Origin of the sequence: Sporosarcina sp. FSL K6-1540, assembly GCF_038620285.1 — a bacterium.
Taxonomy (GTDB): domain Bacteria; phylum Bacillota; class Bacilli; order Bacillales_A; family Planococcaceae; genus Sporosarcina; species Sporosarcina psychrophila.
Genome location: NZ_CP152018.1, coordinates 4,496,370 through 4,517,800, shown reverse-complemented (window position 1 = coordinate 4,517,800; position 21,431 = coordinate 4,496,370). Strand labels below are relative to the sequence as shown.

General features: G+C 34.1%; 20 protein-coding genes and 1 pseudogene. 17 read left to right on the top strand and 4 right to left on the bottom strand.

Annotation, left to right across the window (positions count from 1 at the left end; translation table 11 throughout):
- Nucleotides 1–62 precede the first annotated feature (62 nt).
- The gene (locus MKY15_RS21760) at nucleotides 63–1,103 is read left to right on the top strand and encodes an S-layer homology domain-containing protein (RefSeq protein WP_342538572.1); all 1,041 of its coding nucleotides are present in this window, start codon (nucleotides 63–65) and stop codon (nucleotides 1,101–1,103) included.
- A 477-nt stretch (nucleotides 1,104–1,580) separates the two neighbouring features.
- Here the strand turns inward: MKY15_RS21760 and MKY15_RS21755 are convergent, their stop codons facing one another.
- Nucleotides 1,581–3,005 (bottom strand): toll/interleukin-1 receptor domain-containing protein, encoded by a 1,425-nt coding sequence (locus MKY15_RS21755; protein WP_342538571.1) that lies wholly within the window; start codon nucleotides 3,003–3,005, stop codon nucleotides 1,581–1,583.
- A gap of 332 nt (nucleotides 3,006–3,337) precedes the next feature.
- Here MKY15_RS21755 and MKY15_RS21750 point away from each other — a divergent pair, with 332 nt between their 5' ends.
- The 15 genes and pseudogenes from MKY15_RS21750 to MKY15_RS21680 all read left to right on the top strand — a co-directional run bounded on the left by MKY15_RS21750 (nucleotide 3,338) and on the right by MKY15_RS21680 (nucleotide 16,860).
- Nucleotides 3,338–3,910 carry a recombinase family protein gene (locus MKY15_RS21750; RefSeq protein ID WP_342538570.1) on the top strand — a complete coding sequence of 191 codons (573 nt, stop codon included), beginning with the start codon at nucleotides 3,338–3,340 and terminating at the stop codon, nucleotides 3,908–3,910.
- 130 nt (nucleotides 3,911–4,040) lie between these two features.
- Entirely contained in the window at nucleotides 4,041–5,363 is a 1,323-nt protein-coding gene (locus MKY15_RS21745; protein WP_342538569.1) for a hypothetical protein, read from the top strand.
- 348 nt (nucleotides 5,364–5,711) lie between these two features.
- Complete coding sequence (locus MKY15_RS21740; RefSeq protein WP_342538568.1) at nucleotides 5,712–5,951, top strand: hypothetical protein; 240 nt, start codon at nucleotides 5,712–5,714, stop codon at nucleotides 5,949–5,951.
- A 27-nt stretch (nucleotides 5,952–5,978) separates the two neighbouring features.
- Nucleotides 5,979–6,332: a hypothetical protein gene (locus MKY15_RS21735; RefSeq protein WP_342538567.1), complete on the top strand. Its 354-nt coding sequence runs from the start codon at nucleotides 5,979–5,981 to the stop codon at nucleotides 6,330–6,332.
- Between the two features lie 125 nt (nucleotides 6,333–6,457).
- Nucleotides 6,458–6,748 carry a hypothetical protein gene (locus MKY15_RS21730; protein ID WP_342538565.1) on the top strand — a complete coding sequence of 97 codons (291 nt, stop codon included), beginning with the start codon at nucleotides 6,458–6,460 and terminating at the stop codon, nucleotides 6,746–6,748.
- Nucleotides 6,749–7,113: 365 nt separating this feature from the next.
- Nucleotides 7,114–7,290, top strand: coding sequence for a hypothetical protein (locus MKY15_RS21725; RefSeq protein WP_342538564.1), 177 nt, complete (start codon nucleotides 7,114–7,116; stop codon nucleotides 7,288–7,290).
- A 352-nt stretch (nucleotides 7,291–7,642) separates the two neighbouring features.
- Nucleotides 7,643–8,422, top strand: coding sequence for a hypothetical protein (locus MKY15_RS21720; RefSeq protein WP_342538563.1), 780 nt, complete (start codon nucleotides 7,643–7,645; stop codon nucleotides 8,420–8,422).
- A 432-nt stretch (nucleotides 8,423–8,854) separates the two neighbouring features.
- A complete protein-coding gene (locus MKY15_RS21715; RefSeq protein WP_342538562.1) occupies nucleotides 8,855–9,976 on the top strand; it encodes a hypothetical protein in 1,122 nt (373 codons plus the stop codon).
- 476 nt (nucleotides 9,977–10,452) lie between these two features.
- Nucleotides 10,453–10,854 (top strand): hypothetical protein, encoded by a 402-nt coding sequence (locus MKY15_RS21710; RefSeq protein WP_342538560.1) that lies wholly within the window; start codon nucleotides 10,453–10,455, stop codon nucleotides 10,852–10,854.
- 202 nt (nucleotides 10,855–11,056) lie between these two features.
- Nucleotides 11,057–11,995, top strand: coding sequence for a hypothetical protein (locus MKY15_RS21705; protein ID WP_342538559.1), 939 nt, complete (start codon nucleotides 11,057–11,059; stop codon nucleotides 11,993–11,995).
- Between the two features lie 408 nt (nucleotides 11,996–12,403).
- Nucleotides 12,404–12,961: a hypothetical protein gene (locus tag MKY15_RS21700; protein ID WP_342538558.1), complete on the top strand. Its 558-nt coding sequence runs from the start codon at nucleotides 12,404–12,406 to the stop codon at nucleotides 12,959–12,961.
- Between the two features lie 235 nt (nucleotides 12,962–13,196).
- Nucleotides 13,197–13,706, top strand: coding sequence for a hypothetical protein (locus MKY15_RS21695; protein ID WP_342538557.1), 510 nt, complete (start codon nucleotides 13,197–13,199; stop codon nucleotides 13,704–13,706).
- A 541-nt stretch (nucleotides 13,707–14,247) separates the two neighbouring features.
- Nucleotides 14,248–14,667, top strand: a pseudogene (locus MKY15_RS21690) (solute carrier family 23 protein); the annotation flags it as partial.
- Between the two features lie 330 nt (nucleotides 14,668–14,997).
- Nucleotides 14,998–15,732, top strand: a complete 735-nt coding sequence (locus MKY15_RS21685) for a VWA domain-containing protein (RefSeq protein ID WP_187045161.1) — start codon at nucleotides 14,998–15,000, stop codon at nucleotides 15,730–15,732.
- 312 nt (nucleotides 15,733–16,044) lie between these two features.
- Nucleotides 16,045–16,860 carry a Cof-type HAD-IIB family hydrolase gene (locus MKY15_RS21680; protein WP_342538556.1) on the top strand — a complete coding sequence of 272 codons (816 nt, stop codon included), beginning with the start codon at nucleotides 16,045–16,047 and terminating at the stop codon, nucleotides 16,858–16,860.
- Between the two features lie 247 nt (nucleotides 16,861–17,107).
- On the opposite strand, the gene MKY15_RS21675 is transcribed toward MKY15_RS21680, so the two are convergent.
- The gene (locus MKY15_RS21675; RefSeq protein ID WP_342538555.1) at nucleotides 17,108–17,437 is read right to left on the bottom strand and encodes a DUF3889 domain-containing protein; all 330 of its coding nucleotides are present in this window, start codon (nucleotides 17,435–17,437) and stop codon (nucleotides 17,108–17,110) included.
- A 460-nt stretch (nucleotides 17,438–17,897) separates the two neighbouring features.
- Here MKY15_RS21675 and MKY15_RS21670 point away from each other — a divergent pair, with 460 nt between their 5' ends.
- The gene (locus MKY15_RS21670; protein ID WP_187045160.1) at nucleotides 17,898–19,112 is read left to right on the top strand and encodes a NupC/NupG family nucleoside CNT transporter; all 1,215 of its coding nucleotides are present in this window, start codon (nucleotides 17,898–17,900) and stop codon (nucleotides 19,110–19,112) included.
- An 87-nt stretch (nucleotides 19,113–19,199) separates the two neighbouring features.
- Here MKY15_RS21670 and MKY15_RS21665 read toward each other — a convergent pair whose 3' ends face one another.
- A complete protein-coding gene (locus MKY15_RS21665; RefSeq protein WP_338656303.1) occupies nucleotides 19,200–19,478 on the bottom strand; it encodes a DNA primase in 279 nt (92 codons plus the stop codon).
- A 140-nt stretch (nucleotides 19,479–19,618) separates the two neighbouring features.
- The gene (locus MKY15_RS21660; RefSeq protein WP_342538554.1) at nucleotides 19,619–21,427 is read right to left on the bottom strand and encodes a sensor histidine kinase; all 1,809 of its coding nucleotides are present in this window, start codon (nucleotides 21,425–21,427) and stop codon (nucleotides 19,619–19,621) included.
- Nucleotides 21,428–21,431: the final 4 nt, after the last annotated feature.

The window sequence follows — 21,431 nt, the reverse complement described above, 5'->3', positions numbered from 1 at the left end:
ATCTGTCTTTTTAAAAGGAATAATGTTACAGTTAATAGGAATTATAACCTAGGAGGAATAATATGAGAAAAGTTCTATCTATACTTTTTACTTTAGTATTAATGGCTTCATTAGTTCCACAACAGACTCAGGCTGCTAATGTTGATTTCAAAGATGTACCTAAAAGCCATACTAACTATACAGAGATTATGTATCTATTGGAAATGGGCGTTATCGAGCAGACAGAAAAGTTTGGTGTAAATGATAAAGTAACACGAGAAGAAGTTGCAATAATGGTTGCTAAGGCAATCGGATTAGATGGACAGAAAACAAAAACGAAGTTTAAAGATGTTCCAGAAAGTAGATATTCATCGGGCTACATCAACTCAGCGGTGAATGCAGGAATAATAAATGGTTATCCGGATGGTACTTTTAAACCGAAGAGCTTAGTTACTCGTGGTCACATGGCTGCATTCATTGCTAATGCATTTAAGTTGACGAACCAAGCCGATATTAAATTTAAAGATGTTTCTAAAGAATCAACTTCATATATAGCGGTTAGGAAGTTAGTTTATGCAAATATAACATCAGGTTATCCAGACAGTACATTTAAACCAAATGAAGGATTAACTAGAGCTCATATATCTGCATTCATCGCTAGAGCAATGAATCCGGCATTTAGACCAAAGCCAAAGTCAGTATCCAAGCCAGTACCAAGTTTTATGCATGGCGTTAATTTAAACATGAATGTTAGTCAAGTTCAAAAGGTTGAATCTGCGAAATTACTTCGTAAACTCGGTGATGGAAAAAATGATTACCTTATTTATGAAACAAATCGATTTGGTTACCCTAACCAATTGGTATACAACTTTGAGAATGGGAAGCTAATCCAAATATATTACGAATTCTTCCCCGACAAAAACTCTTTCGATTCAGAATATGAAATGGGAATTATTTACAACAACCTTCATGTAGCCGCAGTCAAAGAACTAGGTACAGATTACACTTACGCTAATAGTAAGCGTCCATTTGGTACGGTTTGGGACAAAGATCCTTATTCGATTCATCTTTTAGTAGGCGATAGAAATTTATATACAACAGCTACTATATCGTTAATGAAATAGTGATTGCTCAATGGACTTGAATATTTATCTAATGATTTAAGTGTATGACAATTACTATCAGCGTATACAACTAACAACTGTATGCGCTATTTTTCACGTAATAGATAGAACTATAGTTTACACCAGTAAAGTTACTGAAAACTTGCTTGTCGCAGTCCAATAACGATAGTTCATATAATTACCGGTAGAGTACATCCTATTAGTAACTTTAATCAGAAATCAATAATTGGGGAACATTTAAAGTAGGGATACTAACGAATGTATAGGTTGTTAGGAAGTGAAGGTTTAAGAGAAGAGTCAATATATCTACTCTTTTTCCTTCCATTTCAAAAAATCAATCACTAATCAAACAATAGTATTAAAGTATAAACAATAGTCTTTAAATCCTTAAAAACAAGGCTCTATAGCTATCATTTTATGACGAATTGTCAGAGCTAGCTTCAAAGACAACTTTATAGATGTCTTTGGAGCAGGCTTCTACAAAGTAGTTGCTATCACTTCTGGATTAATGAATTCTTGGATTGTAGGAATGCTTTCAAAGCTACTGCCGTATCCTCTGTCATATTGAATGCCATTGAATTTTTCCTTGATTTCCCCTGCACTGCTAACTGAAAATATATCTTTAATTGCATCAAAGTGCCTATTAGACTTCAGACGACTTAAAAACTTGATTGGAGTACTATGTTTGAAGTAAATATATGAATTTGGATACCAAGTTCCTCTATCTAAGTTTTGAGTTTTACTGATGTAATAAAGGATTAGATCAGTTTCTGTAATCGCTTTTCCATATTTCCCTGCTCTCGTAAAAATGGTCTCTGCTTGCAAACTAATTTTGCTAAGACCAAGTCTTTTGTTCCTTTCTTCTAAAGAGTAAAGATAGAATCTAAAACTACCGATACTTTGTGCGCCTCTTCCAGAATAAGTGGTGGTATCAAAATAATATTCAGCATTAACAATCTCTGCAAATACTTGATATTGCTTCTTTTCCAACAAAATCATTGAAGTGTGTAGATATAATTCGTTAACAAGAAACTTATAGTGGTCAAATTGCGATTCGTAAAATCTTCCAACCTCCCTGAACTCAGTAAAAACAAATATTTTTTCGAAAAAATCTACAATAAAATCAGATTCGAGGACTTCAGCGTCACAGAGTAGCCTTAACATTGAAGTGAAATCATCTCTTAAAGGGATAGATGCCTCTATTTTCTCATACACGAGTTCATCTAAAATGGAACCTTCTTTCATTTGTATTGATAATTCACTTAGTGCTTCCACAAATTTTTCTGTGAAGTCATAGGATAATGATTTTAGTCTATTGGGATGCTTATCTATTAAGGACTCCATTCTTCTAATAATGGCAGATGTTTTTAAATGATCGACCTGCCTTTCGCTTAGAAACGATGGCATTTTCCCCAACTGAGGTTTCTGATGTAGTGGTACTTTGTAAATGCTTCTAAGTAATTGTTCGTATCCATCCTCAAAAATTTCATCATTGGATAAATCAATATAAATTCTTGATGCCAAATAACTTGGTAAGAAGGATTGTCCGCCTTGGTCTCTTTCTGTAACAATAGGAATAAATTTTTCTTGCTGGGTACTTCCATAGATATTTGAGCTGATGATTTGAGTTTCATCGCCTACTCCGCCTTCTCTAGCATTAGCTCTGCTTTGATATTTTTCATCGCAAAGCATTAAGACTTTATCAATTTCATCTGCTCTAACCATTTGCTCCATAAAAACATATTTATCATGACCTTCAATCAAATCCCATTTATCTATTTTGACTTCTACACCATCGTGAACAAGCCTCTTTGCTAAATCTATTACCCATTGCTGGTAGTCATCATTTGACCAACTATACGAAATAAATACTTTTGGTGTAGTCAAAGCCTCAATTGTCAATGTATACGCCTCTTTCTAATTATTGTTATAATACAAATTTACTATATCGTAACACAATTCCTCATGAGATTGGTTCTATATATATAGTACACCCCGATTGTGTAAGAATTTACAAAGTCATGAATATAGCTTAGTGATAACTCTTTCATAATATCTGTAAATTTAGTCGTGGATAGATAGAACCCCCTCGCAATCATCCAAGGGGGTTAGCGAGTCATTTTTCTAATTTGTTCATAGTCACAACTTAACAGTATTGACTATGGTGTGTAAAGCGTACTACAATAGGGTTGTAGCGTAGTCGTAACTAATGACCATAAGTGAGGGCGAAAAACATGACAATTTACGGATATGCAAGGGTATCGGGTACATCACAAGAATTAGAAGGACAGATTGCAGAATTAGAAGAAAAGGGACATTGTACTACTATCTATTCTGAAAAGTTTACTGGAACATCAAAAGACAGAAAAGAATTTCAAAAGTTAATTGGAAAACTAGAAGCAGGCGACACTTTGACAGTAACAAAACTAGACCGTTTTGCAAGAACAGCAGAAGATGGTATTTCCCTTATTAAAGAATTAATGCGAAAAGGTGTTAGGGTAAATATTCTTAACATGGGCATTGCAGAAGATACGGCAATGGGTAGATTAATGCTTACAATATTATCAGGCTTTGCAGAGTTTGAACGTGACATGATTGTTGAACGATTGCAAGAAGGTAAAGCAATTGCGAAGTTGAACCCAGATTTCAAAGAAGGTAGGCCGAAAACATACAGCAGAAAGCAATTAGATCACGCCATGACGTTACTAGAAAATAACTCTTACACAGAGGTTGAAACACTAACGGGCATCAGTAGAAGCACTCTAACAAGGGAAAAACGGAAACGTAAAACGTTGGGAATACTATGAGATTATATATTTTCTAAAAACAAAGGTTTGATATATTTTTAATGATTATGGGGTTTTACTATCTTAATAGATAGTGCCTACAATATTAAATTTGGAATTGAAAATTAAATTAGAGGTGGGTGTATTAAAATTGGGACAAAATTTATTCAATCCTATTATTCCAGAAAAAAAATGGGGTAGTAGTTTTAAAAAGCTATTAAGTGCTACTAATACTGATGAACCTACAAGAAATATGATGAATGAAATTTACTCCAGTTTCATAGATAATGACGGAAATTTTGTTGAACAATTTCAATCTACTGGATTTGATGCCAGAACGTTCGAACTCTACTTGTTTGCCTATTTTTTAGAATCGGGATTCGAATTTGAAGAAAGTTTTGATAGACCAGACTATATTGTGAAAAAAAATGGAGTTAGAATTGCGATTGAAGCAACAACTACCAATCCGACAGCAGGTGTAACCAGAAATCCTGATAAAGATTTGTTAACAGATGAAGAGTTGAAGCAGGTAATAAATCATGAGTTGCCAATTAAGTTTGGAAGTTCTCTATTTTCGAAACTAAAAAAGAATTACTGGGAACTTGAACATTGTAAAGAAATGCCATTAGTTGTAGCGATTGAGGCATTTCACGATAGTGAATCCTTGTCATATTCAAGTAGTTCTTTAATTCAATATTTGTATGGCGAAGAGGAAAGATTAGTTGTTGATGAAAATGGTAATGAAGTAATTCAAAAGAAAAAAATCGATAAACATTTTGTTGGTGATAAAAAAATTCCTTCTGGATTTTTCCAACAGCCAAATGCCGAAAATATTAGTGCAATATTATTCAGTAATAGTGGTACTACAGCTAAATTTAAAAGAATGGGGTACCAAAATGGTTTGTATTCTAAATTCATAAAGATTATCCGAAATGGGTTTGAGTATGACTATAAACCTGGAGCAACTTCACCAAAATCATTCACTTATGATTTAGATGAGCGTGATGATGAGACGTGGGGGGAAGGATTAGTGATTTGTTTAAATCCTTATGCTAAATACCCGTTACCGCATGATATCTTTCCTGATGCTGCTCAATGCTATATGTTTGATGGAAACATAGTTTCTGATATATTTGGCTTTCATCCATATAATTCTACTACTCATACAGTTGGTAGAGATTATGAGTGTGAACCACTACCAAAAGAAATCAGAACGTTATTCAAATCAGAACTTGATGAGTTATTATATAATTTACCAACACCACCACATACAGAGGAATATGAATGGTATATTTCTTTAGATAAACGTGTAATTGGTCTAGTTTTATTTGATGAATTAGATAAAAATTGGAATTATATATGTTTGGAAAAGGGTGAAGAAAATTATCATGCTACTAGCATTGAAATAAATTTTGAAGAAATAGGTGAAGTAAGAGATAGACTTATAGATAAAATGCTATCTTGTCTTAAATAGATTCGCTTAACTTATTAATAATTAATGAATGTTGAAATTGTTTAAGCAATGAACTATACCGCCATAATACCAAGAATTAAAGAAAAAAGTAGTGGCTGGGGACATTATCATATTTAATTCCATTACTCGACTTTCAAAATCAATGAACGACACAAGTGAGGAATACAAATACTTTACTGACAATGATTAGGATTAGACAAGTAGAAGGAATTGCCATTGCCAAAGAAAAACTGGAACGATATACCGCTTGCTAGAGCGTGAAAGATTGAGAGGGTAGTCTAGTTGCTACTCTTTTCCCACCAATCAATAAAAGAAACATTTCATTTGAAAATGAGAGGATGAGTAAAAGTGGATAATTCACAAGAGAGAATCTGTAAGTTTCTAACTCAAAACAAGTTAAAATTCATCAGTGAAGATCAAGTAGCTAAAAAGTTCGCATACAAGAACATACTGACTTTTTACATTGGGAAAGAAGGATGGTCAGCCTATGGTATTGATGGAAGAGACTTTAAAGGTCGAAACCATCAAACATCTAAAGTTGGATTTCTTATTACTGAGTATAAAGATTCTGAAAAGGGTGTATATTGAAAAGCTGTTTTATAAGGAGGAATTACATTGATAGTTATTTTAGGATCAAGGAATAAGTCGAAAAAACTAGAACATTTAATGTATACACAATTTATGAATTATAATATTTTAGTCCTTGATGGCATAGGTGACAACTACTTTTCAGCACATGATCAGTTTGATCACATAACAGTGAATACGAATTACACTTATAAACAAGTAATTAATTATTTCAAGATAAATTACACTGAAATGTTCAGTAGATATGACTGGATAGCATTCCATATTAAAGCAGATGAATCTTCTATCGCAATTTTTAAGCAACTAGAAAGAGAATATCCACAAAACTTTATTTTGACAGTATACAGAGCCAATGGATTAACAAATGTCTACAATTATTAATGGATACATGCTTGGAATATAATGAATTAATTTTAAAAGCTAATAATCTTTGTGGAATAAAATACATAATTCAGCCAATATGTTACAATTTAATTGGAAATAAGTAGTTCAATAGGAGGTAAGAAATGCTGGACTTTTTAAGTAGTGGACTGTTCTGGACATTCGTAGGAGGCGTTACAATCTCTTCATGTGTAAAAGGCTTCTTTTCGATTTACCATAGGGAAAGTCACACTGGAAGTGATCTATTAATCGTTGGATTAACCATTTTAAATACAGGAATCTATATTGCTTCATTCATTTTATTGGGATGGATAACGGCTATAGTTTTATTTATACTTGGAAGCACAGTTGGAGGATTTGCAGCTGCTGAAGCTAAACATCGTTTACATAAAAAATCCCTGATGAATATTGATTGAAATAAACTTCAAGTATGCATACTATTCTGTGACAGTTTAATATATAGGCAGATACAATCACAGCTTAATCAACGCATAACGATAAAACCAATCGATTAAAACTAATAATTCATAAATGGTGATCAGATGGATCAATACTTTATCGAAACTGGCAAAATGGAAAAGATTCCGGTAGCTATACATTTGCCCGATACTATGTACCGGGTCTTAGATTACGATACAGGCGATTGGTGGCATTATACAGTGGATGGAAAATGGTATTGAGGTAGTCCAATAGTAATTGAGAAAATAATGTGTAGTTGCTAGAGCGATCAAACATAAGAGGAGGACGATATTATGAAGATTAAGAATTCAGTTGGATTTTTTTGCTTATCGCACTAATGAGTGTTCTATATGGTTGCAGTGATTCCAATCTAGCATCAAACGGTTATGAATTGATAACAGGCACGACAGGAGAAAAAGGAATTACAGAGGTGACAGATGAGTTTACGCTTGGTCAAGAGATTGCATTTGAAATAGAAAGAAGGAGAATATTCTTTTGAAACGCCATTCGTAAAGATAATGATTATGAAGCGTGATGGGGAATTGAAAGCATCTTAGGTGAGCGAGAGGAAAGTATTGATCCAGCGTGGTCATGGTTCTACTACTCGTTCAGTGATATAGAAGCAGGAGACTATACAATTAAAGTATTTAATTCAGACAGTGAGCTTTTAGGCGAAGAAAGATTTTCGGTTGTGGAGTAAACTAACTTTGAAATAAGGCTAACAACAAAAAGAAGAGATAAATAAAACGAAAAATAAAGAAGTGAAACTAGCATTGATGATGTACCATACATCAAGATAAGATAAAATTTTAGTATTATTGGGACTCAGCGTATGAAAGAGAGTGATTTATGTGTATCAGGTATATATTGATCGTATTGTTACCTTACTAAATAATAATGCCGGAGTTATTGCAACGGCAAGTCCAGTAATCGCTTATTACTTAGGTATGAAGACTATAAAGACAGTCGAAAAGAGAAAAAGAAAAGAGTTTAAAAGAGAGTTAGAATTTCTATTATTGAATGAGATATTCTTCAATCTGGATTACATTTCTCAAATAGATGTTTCTTTTAATAAGAACTTGCTGTTAGATGACGACAATTTATATATCCCAACAAAAGCTCCACGAACAGAAGTGATAGAAAGATATGTCGAATATGATTTTATCTCTAGCTTGGAAAAAGATAAAAGATTAGAGACGATGAATATTTATGTGCAACTCAAGCAATTAAAAAAAGAATATTACTTATGGAGAGAGCTAATAGTTAGAACCCCACATATAAAACAAGAAAAGCAGATTTTTGAACAGCTAAGCCTGCCTATGACAGAATTAACGACAGCGGTTCTTCATAATATGGTGAATTTATGGATTAAACTAGTATTAGAAATTGGAAGTAAATCAGAATATGGAATAATGAAAGATTTAAATAGACTAATGAAAAAAGAGAAGAGAAAAGGTAAATGGATGACTGGATTCTATAAAGCTTCTAATTATTATCGAGACTCTAATAAAGATAAATACGATATAGTAATATGTTGGACAAATGATTTAGTTGAAGACATTAATAAATCAGTGATAGAAATAAAAAGCTTATACCAAAACAAAACAGTTGAAGAAGATATAAAAATTTAATTTCATTGTAATAACGATACACCGCAATCCCTTATAAACGTGGGGTTTAACGCTATTCGATATACGAGAGGTCGGGGGTATATTCCGTTAATTGGGTACTTGCTATATCTTACAGTCACAGACCACTCCTAGTCACGCATCCAGTATCAAAATAAACCGAGACAAAAGTTAAATACCACATTTTCACTTCAACACGAATGCCGCCGCTCACCATTACCGCTATATGACGCCTCTATTTACTATCAGTCGCTTACCTAATCCAGAACTTTTTATTCAAGTTATCACTGGGCATATTGTGCAAATTTAAATACTGGTATAGTCCCCCGCCTTTAGGGACGGGTGCTAGTAGGATTGCTGCTGAATGCACAAAATACGTAGAAAGTTGAAAACTTTTTTTTGCGTTATTATTCGCATAATAATAGGAGGGGTAAAATGGAATCTGCAAAAAATACAGCAATGATGGACTTATATATGTTAAATAGGATTTCATTGTCTTGTGGAAAGAATAAGAAATTTGTTACTGCTTTTAATTTCATATTATTAAGAGATTATTGTTTAGTATTTGATGAAATTCTAAGAGCATTTAAACCTCCTATTAAGGTAGATAATAACATCACTAAGATTCGACAAAATATAAAACTCTTCGGACAGAGAGGTAGTTTAAAAAACGGCGATATTTATTTGAAAATTAGAGAAATTCACACGAGTAGCTTTGCTAGCTATGAAAATAATATCGGGTTATTTATGGAAGATAATAGGATATTAGGAAGTACAATATATAATACTTTCATTTTTTTAGACTCAGACTTTGAAAATCCTTATTTAACAATGCATGATACAGAGTTCAAAAAAAAGTTAGAGAGTTTCCTTTTGGATACAATTCCTCGAACTAGAATGAACCTCGAACCTTTAATAATAGATAATAATAATATTGATTTTTATAAAGATATACCCGTCAAGGAGGTTGGAAATTCAGATTCAATTAAATGCTTTGATGTTAGGTCAGAGAAATTTTTTGACGATCAAAAAAACTTACCTTTTCAGACGCTTCAATTTCGATTATTGATCTGTTTACAAGAATTAAATTATATAATTTACATTTTCGAGACATTTATTGAGAATAATGAAAAACAATTTATTGATAATTATACTTTTATGAGGATTTTAACAAGAGGTTTAGATTCAATTTTAAAAAATATAAATAATCTTTGGGAATACAGTAATGCAGAATTTATGCAGTGGTTAGATCCTCTTGATGAGAAATTGAGAAGTACAATAAATGTACTAGCTTCCAATAAAAAAATGATAGACTGGGCTTCAAAATATAGAAACATGATTCATTATGATACTTTAAATCAAAAAAATAACTCTAATTTTATTGATGTAATGAGTAATGATTCTGAATTTGAGAGTAAATGTTATGAAGTTTATCATGAAATTGTATTGCCGTTACAAAAAGGGATTTCTCAGTTTTTTATAGTAACAAAATCGCAACAATATTCATTACTAAAAATGTTAGTTATGAAGATTGGGGAGAAATTCAATGATAAATAGTATTTCTGCTATAGGAATTATGATACTCGAAAATTGGAACTATTAATTAAGTATATTGTTACAATTAAGAAAGATAAATGAGTAGAGTATTGGTATAGGGCGATAACAATTGAACATCATTAAATTATATTCCCTAATTTGTTGTTGCATAGCTGCATGTCTTTTATTTAGAAAAAACCGAAATCGAAAATGTTTTTGTTACTTAGTTGGCACATTCAATAAATGAAAGTCTTTATGCCAATTAAAATATTTCTCTGTATTATTATTGTAGTAATTACAAGGTTGACCGCAGGTTTCTTCTAGATAAGGCTTGTTCGTTGTGTGATTCATTTTAAACATCAAAAGACCACTATGTTGTAATGGGCAGGAAGCAATACAAGAAAGCTTAGAAGGACTAAGCAATCTAATACTCCTCAACAATTCTTCAATGTGTGGAGACATAAGGAGTGTTTTTAAACTTAAAAGGAGGAATAAATATGTTTAAGTTAGGCGATACGGTAATACATCAAACATATGGTAGGGGAGAAATAGTAAATTTTGATTTACAAGATAAATCCAGAATGTTAGTTGCTTTTGAAGAGGAACATGAAGTATTTATTCGAGATATCATTGATGAAGATTATCATTACGAAGATAACTGTAGACTTGAAAAAACAAGTTTTATTAATGTTTACACTTGGGATTTAAATAGAATAAACAATCTTAGAACTGATTTTAAGAATATCCAGGGTAATAAATTATATGAGCTTTATATTAATCATTGTCATTCTTGTAGAAAAGAGGTAAGCTCCCAGACTCATTCCAAATGTGAAGTTTGTGGATGGTATAAATGTGAATGTGGTTCTTGTGAATGTAATTACAAAAGGAAAATAAGGTGATTGCACGAGTAAGATGGAAGGATATCCTTATTCAACTAACGGGTCAGTTTAGTTTAAGAAGGGGAAATTTGTATTTGTACAGAAATAATAGAGCAGAGAACAAAATGAGCGTATCGGATATACTTTAGTTAAATGGAATACCTAAAGCATCTTTTTATGTAGAACTAAAAAAACATGAAGTGGAAAGGTGATATCCTCCTATATGTATAAATTTCGAATTAAATTTATTCTAAGTGAATCAGCTTACTTTAATGTAGATAAAAATAGCATATTAATTAATTCAGGATCTCGAAGTTATTATCTTAGTGCTGCTAATATTGATAAGAACATTAGTGAATCATCAATCCTCGTATTAGTTGGTAAAGGATTTGGAACGAAAAAAGAAGCCTATGATAGTGGCAAGCATTTAATAGATATTCTTAAAATAAGCTCATTACGTATGGGACTTGGAATAAATATTGGAAATGATGAGGATAATGGGGGGCTAACTACATATGCATTAGAATTACTCTACGATAAATTTGGATATCAAACATTAAATGATATATATGGTTTAATGGTAATAGAAGAAAAAGGGGATACAATATTTGTGGATTCTTCAGTTACGGGAGTAGCTATCGCAGACATAAATCGTTTCAAAAGGGAATTTCAAAAATTACATGATTTTACTATTTCTCTTCCTGAAAAACTAGTAGATGGTTTTGAACTTTTTAATCTTACACAGTTTAACATGCAGATAAGAATTAAATTTTTACTTTATATCATAATAATTGAATCCTTAATAGAGGTAAAAGTGAGAAGGTCTGATGTAGTAAATCACATTAATTCCCTTATAAGTCTTACAAATGAGAGTAATTGTTTGGAACGCAATGAAAAACAATCTCTTAATTCTAGTTTGAATTACCTTAAAAATGAATCAATTTCATTATCAGGTAGAAATTTAGTTAGCAAGTTTCTTGATGGAAATACATATTGTGGAGTTCAACCAGCTAAATTTTTTACTGATTGTTACAAAATACGAAGTAAGTTGGTACATAATGGAGATTGGAAATATGAGTATGAAAGAATAGGTAATGAACTGGGACTAATGGTTAAGGATTTACTATTAAAAATTGTAGAAGAAGAATGCATAAAATCATAATTATAAAAAGCAGGAAAAAACAGAGGTGGTAAAACAGGATTTACACCTAAAGCGATAAACAACTAGGAAATATTGATGATAAAAGTTATTTAAAAGAGAATTAAGCTCTATTCCTCTTTAAAATAATCGTAATTCAAGTCTTTAACTATAAAAGTAGTTTTATTATCAACTCCAACATGTGGCGGGGATATTATCAAATGAAGAGCAGATCAATAAATAGTAGGAGGTTAGACCACGGTCTTACACATATTCTATTTTGTAGTATGTCGAGTATCCACAGATAGTGAAGAACTAGCCTAATCCCTTGATATCCAAATGGAATCTATACAAGACCGCTTTATAAAAAAGGTTTTGATTAGATGATAAAGTTTATTAGAAAAGCAGATCTAGTGTATTGGAGGTTACAGCTTGTTAGTACTTATTGCAATATTATTAGTACCTATCTTAAATTATTTCTATTTTCAAAGCAAAGCAAACAGATGTCAGTTTATCCTCAATAAATATAACGCTTGGATTGCAGACGAAGAAGACGAAGATATTACGATATACAAAAGTGAACTCGAGGAACTTATGAAGTTATCTGGCTATTGGGGTATTAAGATTCATACATTAGATTCCGCTGGATATGGACAAGTAAGGTCATTGAGCATAAATCCATTTAGTCAATTCCCTAACAGCAGAATAGATGTTTATACAGTAATAAAAAATAATCTTGTCGCTTCAGGAGGGAAATTTAGAAGAAAATCGACATACTTATTCAATCCTCTCAATTGGATAGAGCTAATTGTCTTCCTACCAAAACACATCATGAGCTATCTTGGAGTTGAGGAGAGTAGATTAGGCAGTAAGATTGTAGTTCTTATCTGGTGGTTGATAGGTACTGTATTAACAACTATTCTTTTGAATACTTATAGTACTGAAATAGGACAGTTTGTAAGAAGAGTAATTTCTACAAAAGGAGAATGAGTCATATGTCAAACACTGAAGTAGTAGCCGACTTTATTTCTAAAGGCAATAGCTATTGTGATGACTGTTTATCTGAAGCTCTTGATATTAAACCAAGGCAGCAAGTGAATCAAATATGCAATAAACTTGTGGTCACGAACGTTTACAAAAGAGAAATTCGACCGTGTATGAATTGCACTAAGGATAAGCTTATAACTTATTTGGATTAATAATACATTTAATAAGGGGTGGTTTTATGGTTAAGTCAATGACATCTCATCAAGTGTCTGTATCGGCTGAGTCGTTTACTGCAACCCTGTTTGCATGGGCAGGATATGATATATCTGTTCAATACGGAGCTAATCAGCCAGAGTATGATTTAGTTGCTGTCTACGAAGAGAAGATGATAAAAATATCTGTCAAAGGTAGTCAAGATGGTGGATGGGGACTTACTCAAAACTTTAAAAAAGATAGATCATATAGTGAGGCAATCGACCATTGGATTAATAGGCATAAAGGAAATACTATTGTAAGTTTAGTACAGTTTCAAGATGTTGACTTTGAAAATGGTGATATACCTAGAGTTTATTTAGCTACTCCCGAGGAAATAGGGGAGCATATGAAGACAAGCAGAAGCGGACATGGAAACACTGTTTTAAAAGAAAGCCATCTTTTTAAAAATGGAATCGGCAAGGGGCATACTGATGAAATCCCGAAACATTGGAAATTCAGTAAGAAGCGAATTGAAGAATTAGTGGGTAAGTAAAATTCTGATTTTAACGAGATAATAGCATTTCACGACACCCAACAAACCCAAATAAACAGGGCTTTATAGCGTGTTAACATATTGGAGGAGGCGTAATATCCGATTATCGGGCAACGCAATAACAGTAGGATGTAAGACCACGCTGTATCACGCATTCCGTTATGAAGTTAGTCGAGCGTATGGAGGCAGAAGGTATTATACATATAAAATAAGAGTGGATACGAGTGAAGCTGTTACTAATAATACTTTAATTTATATTGATATGCAGGAAACGAACGCTAAAAAGATAAAATTTGCAGTCAATGAGCATTTCGGCTTTAAGGATAATAAGAAGATTAAAGTGGTCTCGCATGATAAGGCCAATAACGGACGATTAGGGTTTGCTTTGTGTGCTTAATAAATTATTGCTTAATAAAAGTAACTAGATTATAATGGAAGTAATATGATAGTGAAATGTAGGCGACTATCAAAAATGTGGGTTTATTGAAGTGGTGTAATCGTTGTTGTTTCAACGGTTTCAATAGAAGTAGTAACTCAAACGTTTTCACAAAATGTCGGTTTAATTCAAATGTCAGGTGTCAGATCACGAAAAATTATTTTAATCGCGGGTATTATGTTGGTTACGCTCGGTTTTGTTCCAAAAATCGCAGCTTTCACAACAATTATTCCAAATGCTGTTTTAGGTGGCGCGATGATCGCAATGTTCGGAATGGTCGTTTCCCAAGGAATTAAAATGTTAAGCAAAATTATTACTGATTCTCAAGAGAATTCTATGATCATTGCTTGCGCAATCGGGATAGGACTTGGTGTGACAGTCGTACCTGAACTCTTTGCACAATTCCCTTCAGATCTTAAAATATTAACGAGTAACGGTATTGTCGCGGGAAGTGTCACTGCGATTGTGTTGAATATACTCTTTAATATGTTGCCTTCACGTAAGAAGAAATTTAAAACTGAATAAAATAGTCCACATGTTTTGATATGGACTATGATGTATGTCGCTCCTTAATCATTTAGATTAAGGAGCGACATTTTTTGTGTGAAAAATAATGCATCTGAGAGAAGTTAATAAGAAAAACAAACAACTACATTTATTTCTTGAAAAGCGGAAGTTAATCAGGGACACCATCTTGCTATCCATAAACTTATGGTACAATCAGTTGTAATTGTTGATGGATTAATGAGAATATTTAGATGTTGGTACTTTTTACGACTTCAGATTTTTTAATGAGAAAATAATAATTTTGTGTGGCATAAATTAAATATTAAAAAAGATAAGGAGCATGATTAAATGACAAACTTAATAGATTTAACTAAAAAAGTAGGTATTGTATTAGAGAAGAAGAAACTAACTGGTGTTAAAGCAGAAATCATATTAGCAATCGATCAATCAGGCTCAATGAGTTCACTATATAAGAATGGGACTGTACAGCAGATTGTAGAGCGTTTACTAGCCATTGGTATGAACATGGACGCTAATAAAGAAATTGATGTATTTCAGTTCAATAACGGTGCAAATTTTGTTGGTACAGCAACAGAAGTGAACCATGCAACATTTGTAAAGGACACTAAAATGACTGTAAGTGGTGGAACGAAATATGCTCCAGTTATGGAATTGATAGTGAGTAAATATGGAATTGCACTGAGTGGGAATCAAGAACCTGCTAAGAAAAGTTTGTTTGGTGGTTTATTCAGTAAGAAAGCAAAAGAAATTCCTATTAAGCCTGAACATCCTACTTTTGTACTCTTTATAACGGATGGGAATAACTCTGATAAAAGTGAGGCAACACGGATTGTGCGTGAAAGCGCAAATCAACCTATTTTCTGGCAGTTTGTTGGGATTGGTAAAGAAAAATTTGCTTTCTTGCAAAAGTTAGACGACCTTAAAGACAGGTATGTAGACAATGCAGATTTCTTTAAAATCAGTAATGTTGCAAAGGTTTCCGATGAAGAGCTGTATGATAAGTTGCTTACAGAGTTTCCAGACTGGTTACTTCAAGTGAAAGCCAAGGGGATGCTAAGCTGATAAATTACATCTATTAAGAATACTAGAATTATAGGGGAGAATACAATCACGCAACAGGAACTGTTGGTGAATGGAGTGGGTATAGTAAAATATCAACGAACATCAATTAGAGAATTTCAATGAAATAATGTTGACGTATCGTGACTCGAGGTAGCCACAAAAAAACGCCTGTAAGTTAGTGACATAACTATTTTATTTTCCACCTCTCGATTTTAACATGCAATTATTGCGAGATGAAAAGTATCTTCACTAGACAGTGTAAGTCACAACATGCGACGATAATTAGATAGCATTAAGTAAAGGGGGAATTCCATGTATAAACTAATTGCGATTGACCTTGATGGGACATTACTTACGGATGAATTACTGATTACGCCAAGAACAATCGAGGCTATTCAAAAAGCGGTGGAATTAGGAACAGTTGTCACGATTGCGACAGGGCGTATGTTTCCATCTGCGAAATTATTTGCACAGCAACTCGGCATCAATGTACCAGTTATTACGTATCAGGGTGCAATCATTAAAAGCATTGATGACGATGAAGTGATGTATGAAAGACTTATTCCTCCTAACATGGCACAAAAACTAGTTGAGATTGCTCGTGATAAAAAAATACATTTGCAAGTTTATCAAGATGATATTCTTTATGCTGCATCAGAAAATGACAAGATTATTGAGTACTCCAAAAAATCGAAGGTCCCGTATAAAATAGAACCGGATCTTGGCAAACTTGCGAAACTAGGATTTACGAAAGCACTCTTTATCGAAGAGCCTGCCTACCTTGCAACCTTACAGGATGAATTGCGGGCATTGTTTGGAGGGAGTGCACATATCGCCAAGTCTTTAGTAAACTATCTTGAAGTGACGCATCCGGAAGCTAACAAAGGAAGTGCTTTATTGCACCTAGCGAGTAATCTTGGTATCGATCGTACAGAAATTATCGCTATAGGCGACAATCACAATGATATTGAACTGATTAAGACGGCTGGTTTAGGTATCGCGATGGGTAACGGGGTCCAGGAATTGAAAGACCTTGCGGATTATATCTCACTGACGAACAATGAAGAAGGAGTGCTCCATGCAATCGGAAAATTTGTTTTAGAGCCTTTGGGAGCAATGATAGAATGATGGTGAGGTAACTTCCTTTGGTGTTGAAAATAGTTGAATAGGGCTACTTAATGAAAAAACGCCTACGATAGATGCACTTTTAATAAGTGTGTCAATTACGTAGGTGTTTTATATTGTCTCAGTAATTTAGGTAAGGGCATAGTTTATCCATTTAATTAAGCCTCTTGATTATTTGGATTTAAAAATAATATCCCTTGAAAAATGGGGATTATCAAATTCCGAAAAAAATGGCCACGACTGTGAAGTTTTACCTAGAAGTTTCTTCAAATTCAATAGTAACTACTTTTTCAGTTTCGGTAGTATATTCAATTCTTACAAAAACGCCGAATTCGTGGTCACCATCTTTTAACCATAGCTTAAACTTTTCAATTGTTGAATCCTTTCTAGATTCGCTTCCTTCATGAAGGTAGTCAATAATAGTTGCATTGGGATATTTTGATTGTGTTTCTTTTATAGCGAGTTTACCCCACTTAGCGTAAGCTGGAATTTCTGGTGGTGTATGAGCAATGGTTGGGATATATGTTGGTGCTGAATTAACTGCAATAATAATTCCAAGTGCAATAAATGTTTTTCTCATAATTGATGACATCTCCTTTTTTATAGGATGGGTAATTTTTTGAAAGTCATTCTAAGACCAACTGCTTACCATCGTTTAATCCATTTTTTTGATTACAGTTATTTCTTTTCTTCGTAAAAATAGACATTGGTAACAGGATATAGAAGATGATTATACTAAGACTTTCTTACAGGTCAGCTGTATTGACTTAAAGGGTAGTCTTTTTTTGTTGTCTTAAAATGTGAGCGTATTCAAAAAACGACGAGTAATTTCGGATAAATGTGGAATACTAACTGCTGAATCATTTGGAAAACATAGTTTTTCCTATTTTCCGCACAATTTATTTACTTATGTCATTTCGTTTGCTAAACTCATTTAGTTGTATGACGTCAGACAACGAAAATGAGCTTTCCATAGTGCGAATTGGCGTATTAGTAACAAAATTATAAATGGAAAACTTCCATATGAAGAGGTGTACTAGTTGAATTTATTGTGGGGGCTTTTAGGGATAGTTGTGGTATTAGGAATTGCATTTCTTTTATCTAATGGAAAGAAATCGATTAATTACCGGACTATCGTTGTTGGTTTAATCATCCAAGTGACATTTGCATTCGTCGTCTTGAAATGGGAGGCGGGGAGAGCTGGATTAATATGGTTTTCTGGACTCGTGCAAAATGTCATTGACTACGCTGGCGAAGGGGTTGCATTTCTTTTCGGTCCGGTAGCGGACGTTGAAGGATTCGGTTTCGTCTTTGCATTCCAAGTGTTGACGATCATCATTTTCTTTTCTTCCTTGATTTCCGTGCTATATTATCTTGGAATTATGCAGGTGGTTATCAAACTGATCGGAGGCGCATTATCGAAACTGCTTGGCACGAGTAAAGCAGAATCGGTTTCTGCGGCCGCGAATATATTCGTCGGACAGACGGAAGCTCCACTTGTCATCCGACCTTTTTTGGCAAACATGACGAAGTCAGAGCTTTTTGCAGTCATGACAGGAGGACTTGCATCTATTGCTGGTTCTGTTCTCGCGGGTTATGCACTCCTGGGTGTTCCACTTGAGTATTTAATTGCAGCAAGCTTCATGGCTGCACCTGCAGGATTGATTATGGCGAAAATATTTATACCGGAAACGGAGAAGTCAGAAGTTGAAGATTTTGAGATGGGTAAGGATCAGGAATCTGTGAACGTTATTGATGCAGCAGCACGTGGGGCAGGAGATGGATTAAAACTTGCCTTGAATGTCGGTGCCATGCTATTGGCGTTCATTGCGCTTATCGCTATGATGAATGGCATGTTAGGCGGAATCGGTAAATGGGTGTTTGGCTTTGAATCGTTGACCGTTGAGGGGATTCTCGGCATTCTATTTGCACCGCTGGCATTCGCCATCGGTGTTCCTTGGTCAGAGGCAGTAACAGCAGGTGGATTCATTGGTCAAAAACTTGTGTTGAATGAGTTTGTCGCGTATGCATCATTCGCACCTGAAATTGCATCACTCAGCCCTAAAACAGTCATCGTCGTGAGCTTTGCACTTTGTGGCTTTGCGAACTTAAGTTCACTGGCAATTCTTCTTGGCGGATTAGGTTCTCTTGCACCAAGTCGACGTCCTGACATTGCAAGACTGGGTGTTCGTGCGGTGGCAGCTGGGATGTTAGCCTCGTTATTGAGTGCCGCTATTGCAGGGATGTTCATTTGAAAATGAAAATTTGAATTCCAAAAAGGACTGGACGGCTACGATGCCATCCAGTCCTTTTTGGTTTAAGTGCTACAGCAGATTATCTAATTAACCGTCGCTGCCATCTTCGATATGGTCGTCATCTTTCTTATCATCAACGACGCCATCGTCATCAACCTCAACATCTTTATCTGTTTCATCATCAGTATCTAAATCTACATCCGTATTTGTTCCATCCTCAGGATTGACATCTTCTACAGGTTCGTTAACATCCACGTCAACATCGTCGTCATCCCCATCGCCACATGCAGCAAGCATCCCGACTGAGAGCAATGTTGCCGCTCCTAGCTTTAACCATTTCTTTTCGCCTTTAAGTTTTAAATCCATTTAAATCTCCTCCAAGAGTATGTCTAAGATGAATGGTGCATGTTCTTGTAATACCCACATTTTATCGTGTGAATCATTTAGATTTTTCAGATAGGTGAAAGAAGCATAGTAATTAGAGTCCTGTTTCCTAACTAGTAACTTCATGTTCTTGCTGGAATTCGTATGGTTACCGTCGTGCCTACTCCGAGCGAGCTATCAATCTCAATGCCATATTGATCACCAAAATAGTACCGAATTTGATCATGGACATTTTTAAGCCCGATATGTTCTTCGGTTAATGTACTGGAGGATTGTGCAAGGCGATTTTTCAAGTATTGTAGTTGTTCTTCATCAATACCGACTCCATTGTCACTCACCGTTATTAGCATATCCTGGCCGGAAAAAATAGATGAAACTTCAAGTATTCCAGCTCCATATTTACGCTCTAACCCATGGACAATACCATTTTCTACAAGGGGCTGAAGGGAGAAATGCAAAAGTCGTATAGATTCACTAGTTGGAGCTAAGTTTTCGACGTACTGAATTTTATCTCCGAATCGCATTTGTTGTACTTGGATATACAGGCGAATGTGGGTCAATTCTTCTTCCAATGTGATTGTTTCTTTCCCACTTTGGATATTAATTCGAAATAACTGTCCAAGTACCCCAATCATTTCAGCAATATCCCGTTGTTTGTTTAACACCGCTTTCATTTGAATCGATTCAAGTGCGTTAGCTAAAAAGTGCGGATTGATTTGACTTTTTAGCGCGCGGTAATGTGCTAGCTTTTGTTGAGCTTTTAACACAGAGGACCGTTCAATGTAATCTTGTATGTCCGTGACCATTTTGCTAATTCCCTGATAAAGTCCGCCAAATTCATCCTGACGTTTGCTAGTCAAGTTAACATCGAATTTTCCGCGACCGATTATTTTCACTTGCCTACTTAAAAAGATAATTGGTTCAGTTACACGTATGTATAAGATCACCATAAATAACATAGCCATACCAATCGAAAAGAAAGCTAACCCTAAAATAACTTTGCGAAGCATTTCCGCATGCTTAGTCATTTCCTGTTCTTCTATATATTGAATAACTGTCCAGTCTGAGTAGGGAGAAGTGACAAAATTGAAAAATGAATTAACCCCGCCTACCGGTGCGTAAAAATTCCCGGATTCCTTATTTGAATCGGAAAGGAAAGGCTGGATAGCGGGTTTAAATGTCATATTGGAGTCGATTTGATCTAGGTCAGAAGCGTAAATAACACTGCCAAGAGGATCCAAAATAACGAAATTCCGATTATGATTTTCTGATAAATTTAGAATGTTACGTAATGAATCTAAACGGATATCAATAAGCAAAACACCTAACGGTTGTCTGCTTCCATTTTTATTAATTACCCTTGCGATTGATATCACTGATTCATTGGAATTTACCCTATTAAATGGTTGGTGAGTACCAAATAAGACGATTCTACCTTTTTGCTCAATGGTTTGTTTATACCATTCTTCGTTTGTTAAGTTACTCACATCGTAAACAGATTTTTTAAGTGTCGAATAAAAGACATGGTCACCTATATAAATTTGGACGCTATCGACATTCTCGATAGTTATTTCAATTGTACTGATAAAATGTTCAATCGCATTTTCGTATTCTAAAATTTGAACATAGTCTCGTTCTGAGTCATCTCCTTGCCAATTTTCAAGCGCATTTTGTAGTTTACTGTCCATCTGTGCAGTAAGCGCCCCCATCTCGATGCTCTGCAAATATTGATCGAAATTAAAAGATAGATTATTAAGAATGAGATTCGAACTATTTTGATACTCTTTTTTAGCTGATTGAATTGAAAACATGTAAATCATTACGGATAAAATCAGCAGCGGGATGGTAATCGTCAAAATCATAAGGACAAAAATTTGATGATTCACATGTTTAAATTGGAAAAATGGTAAGAAGCGCTTCAATTGGTTCATAATA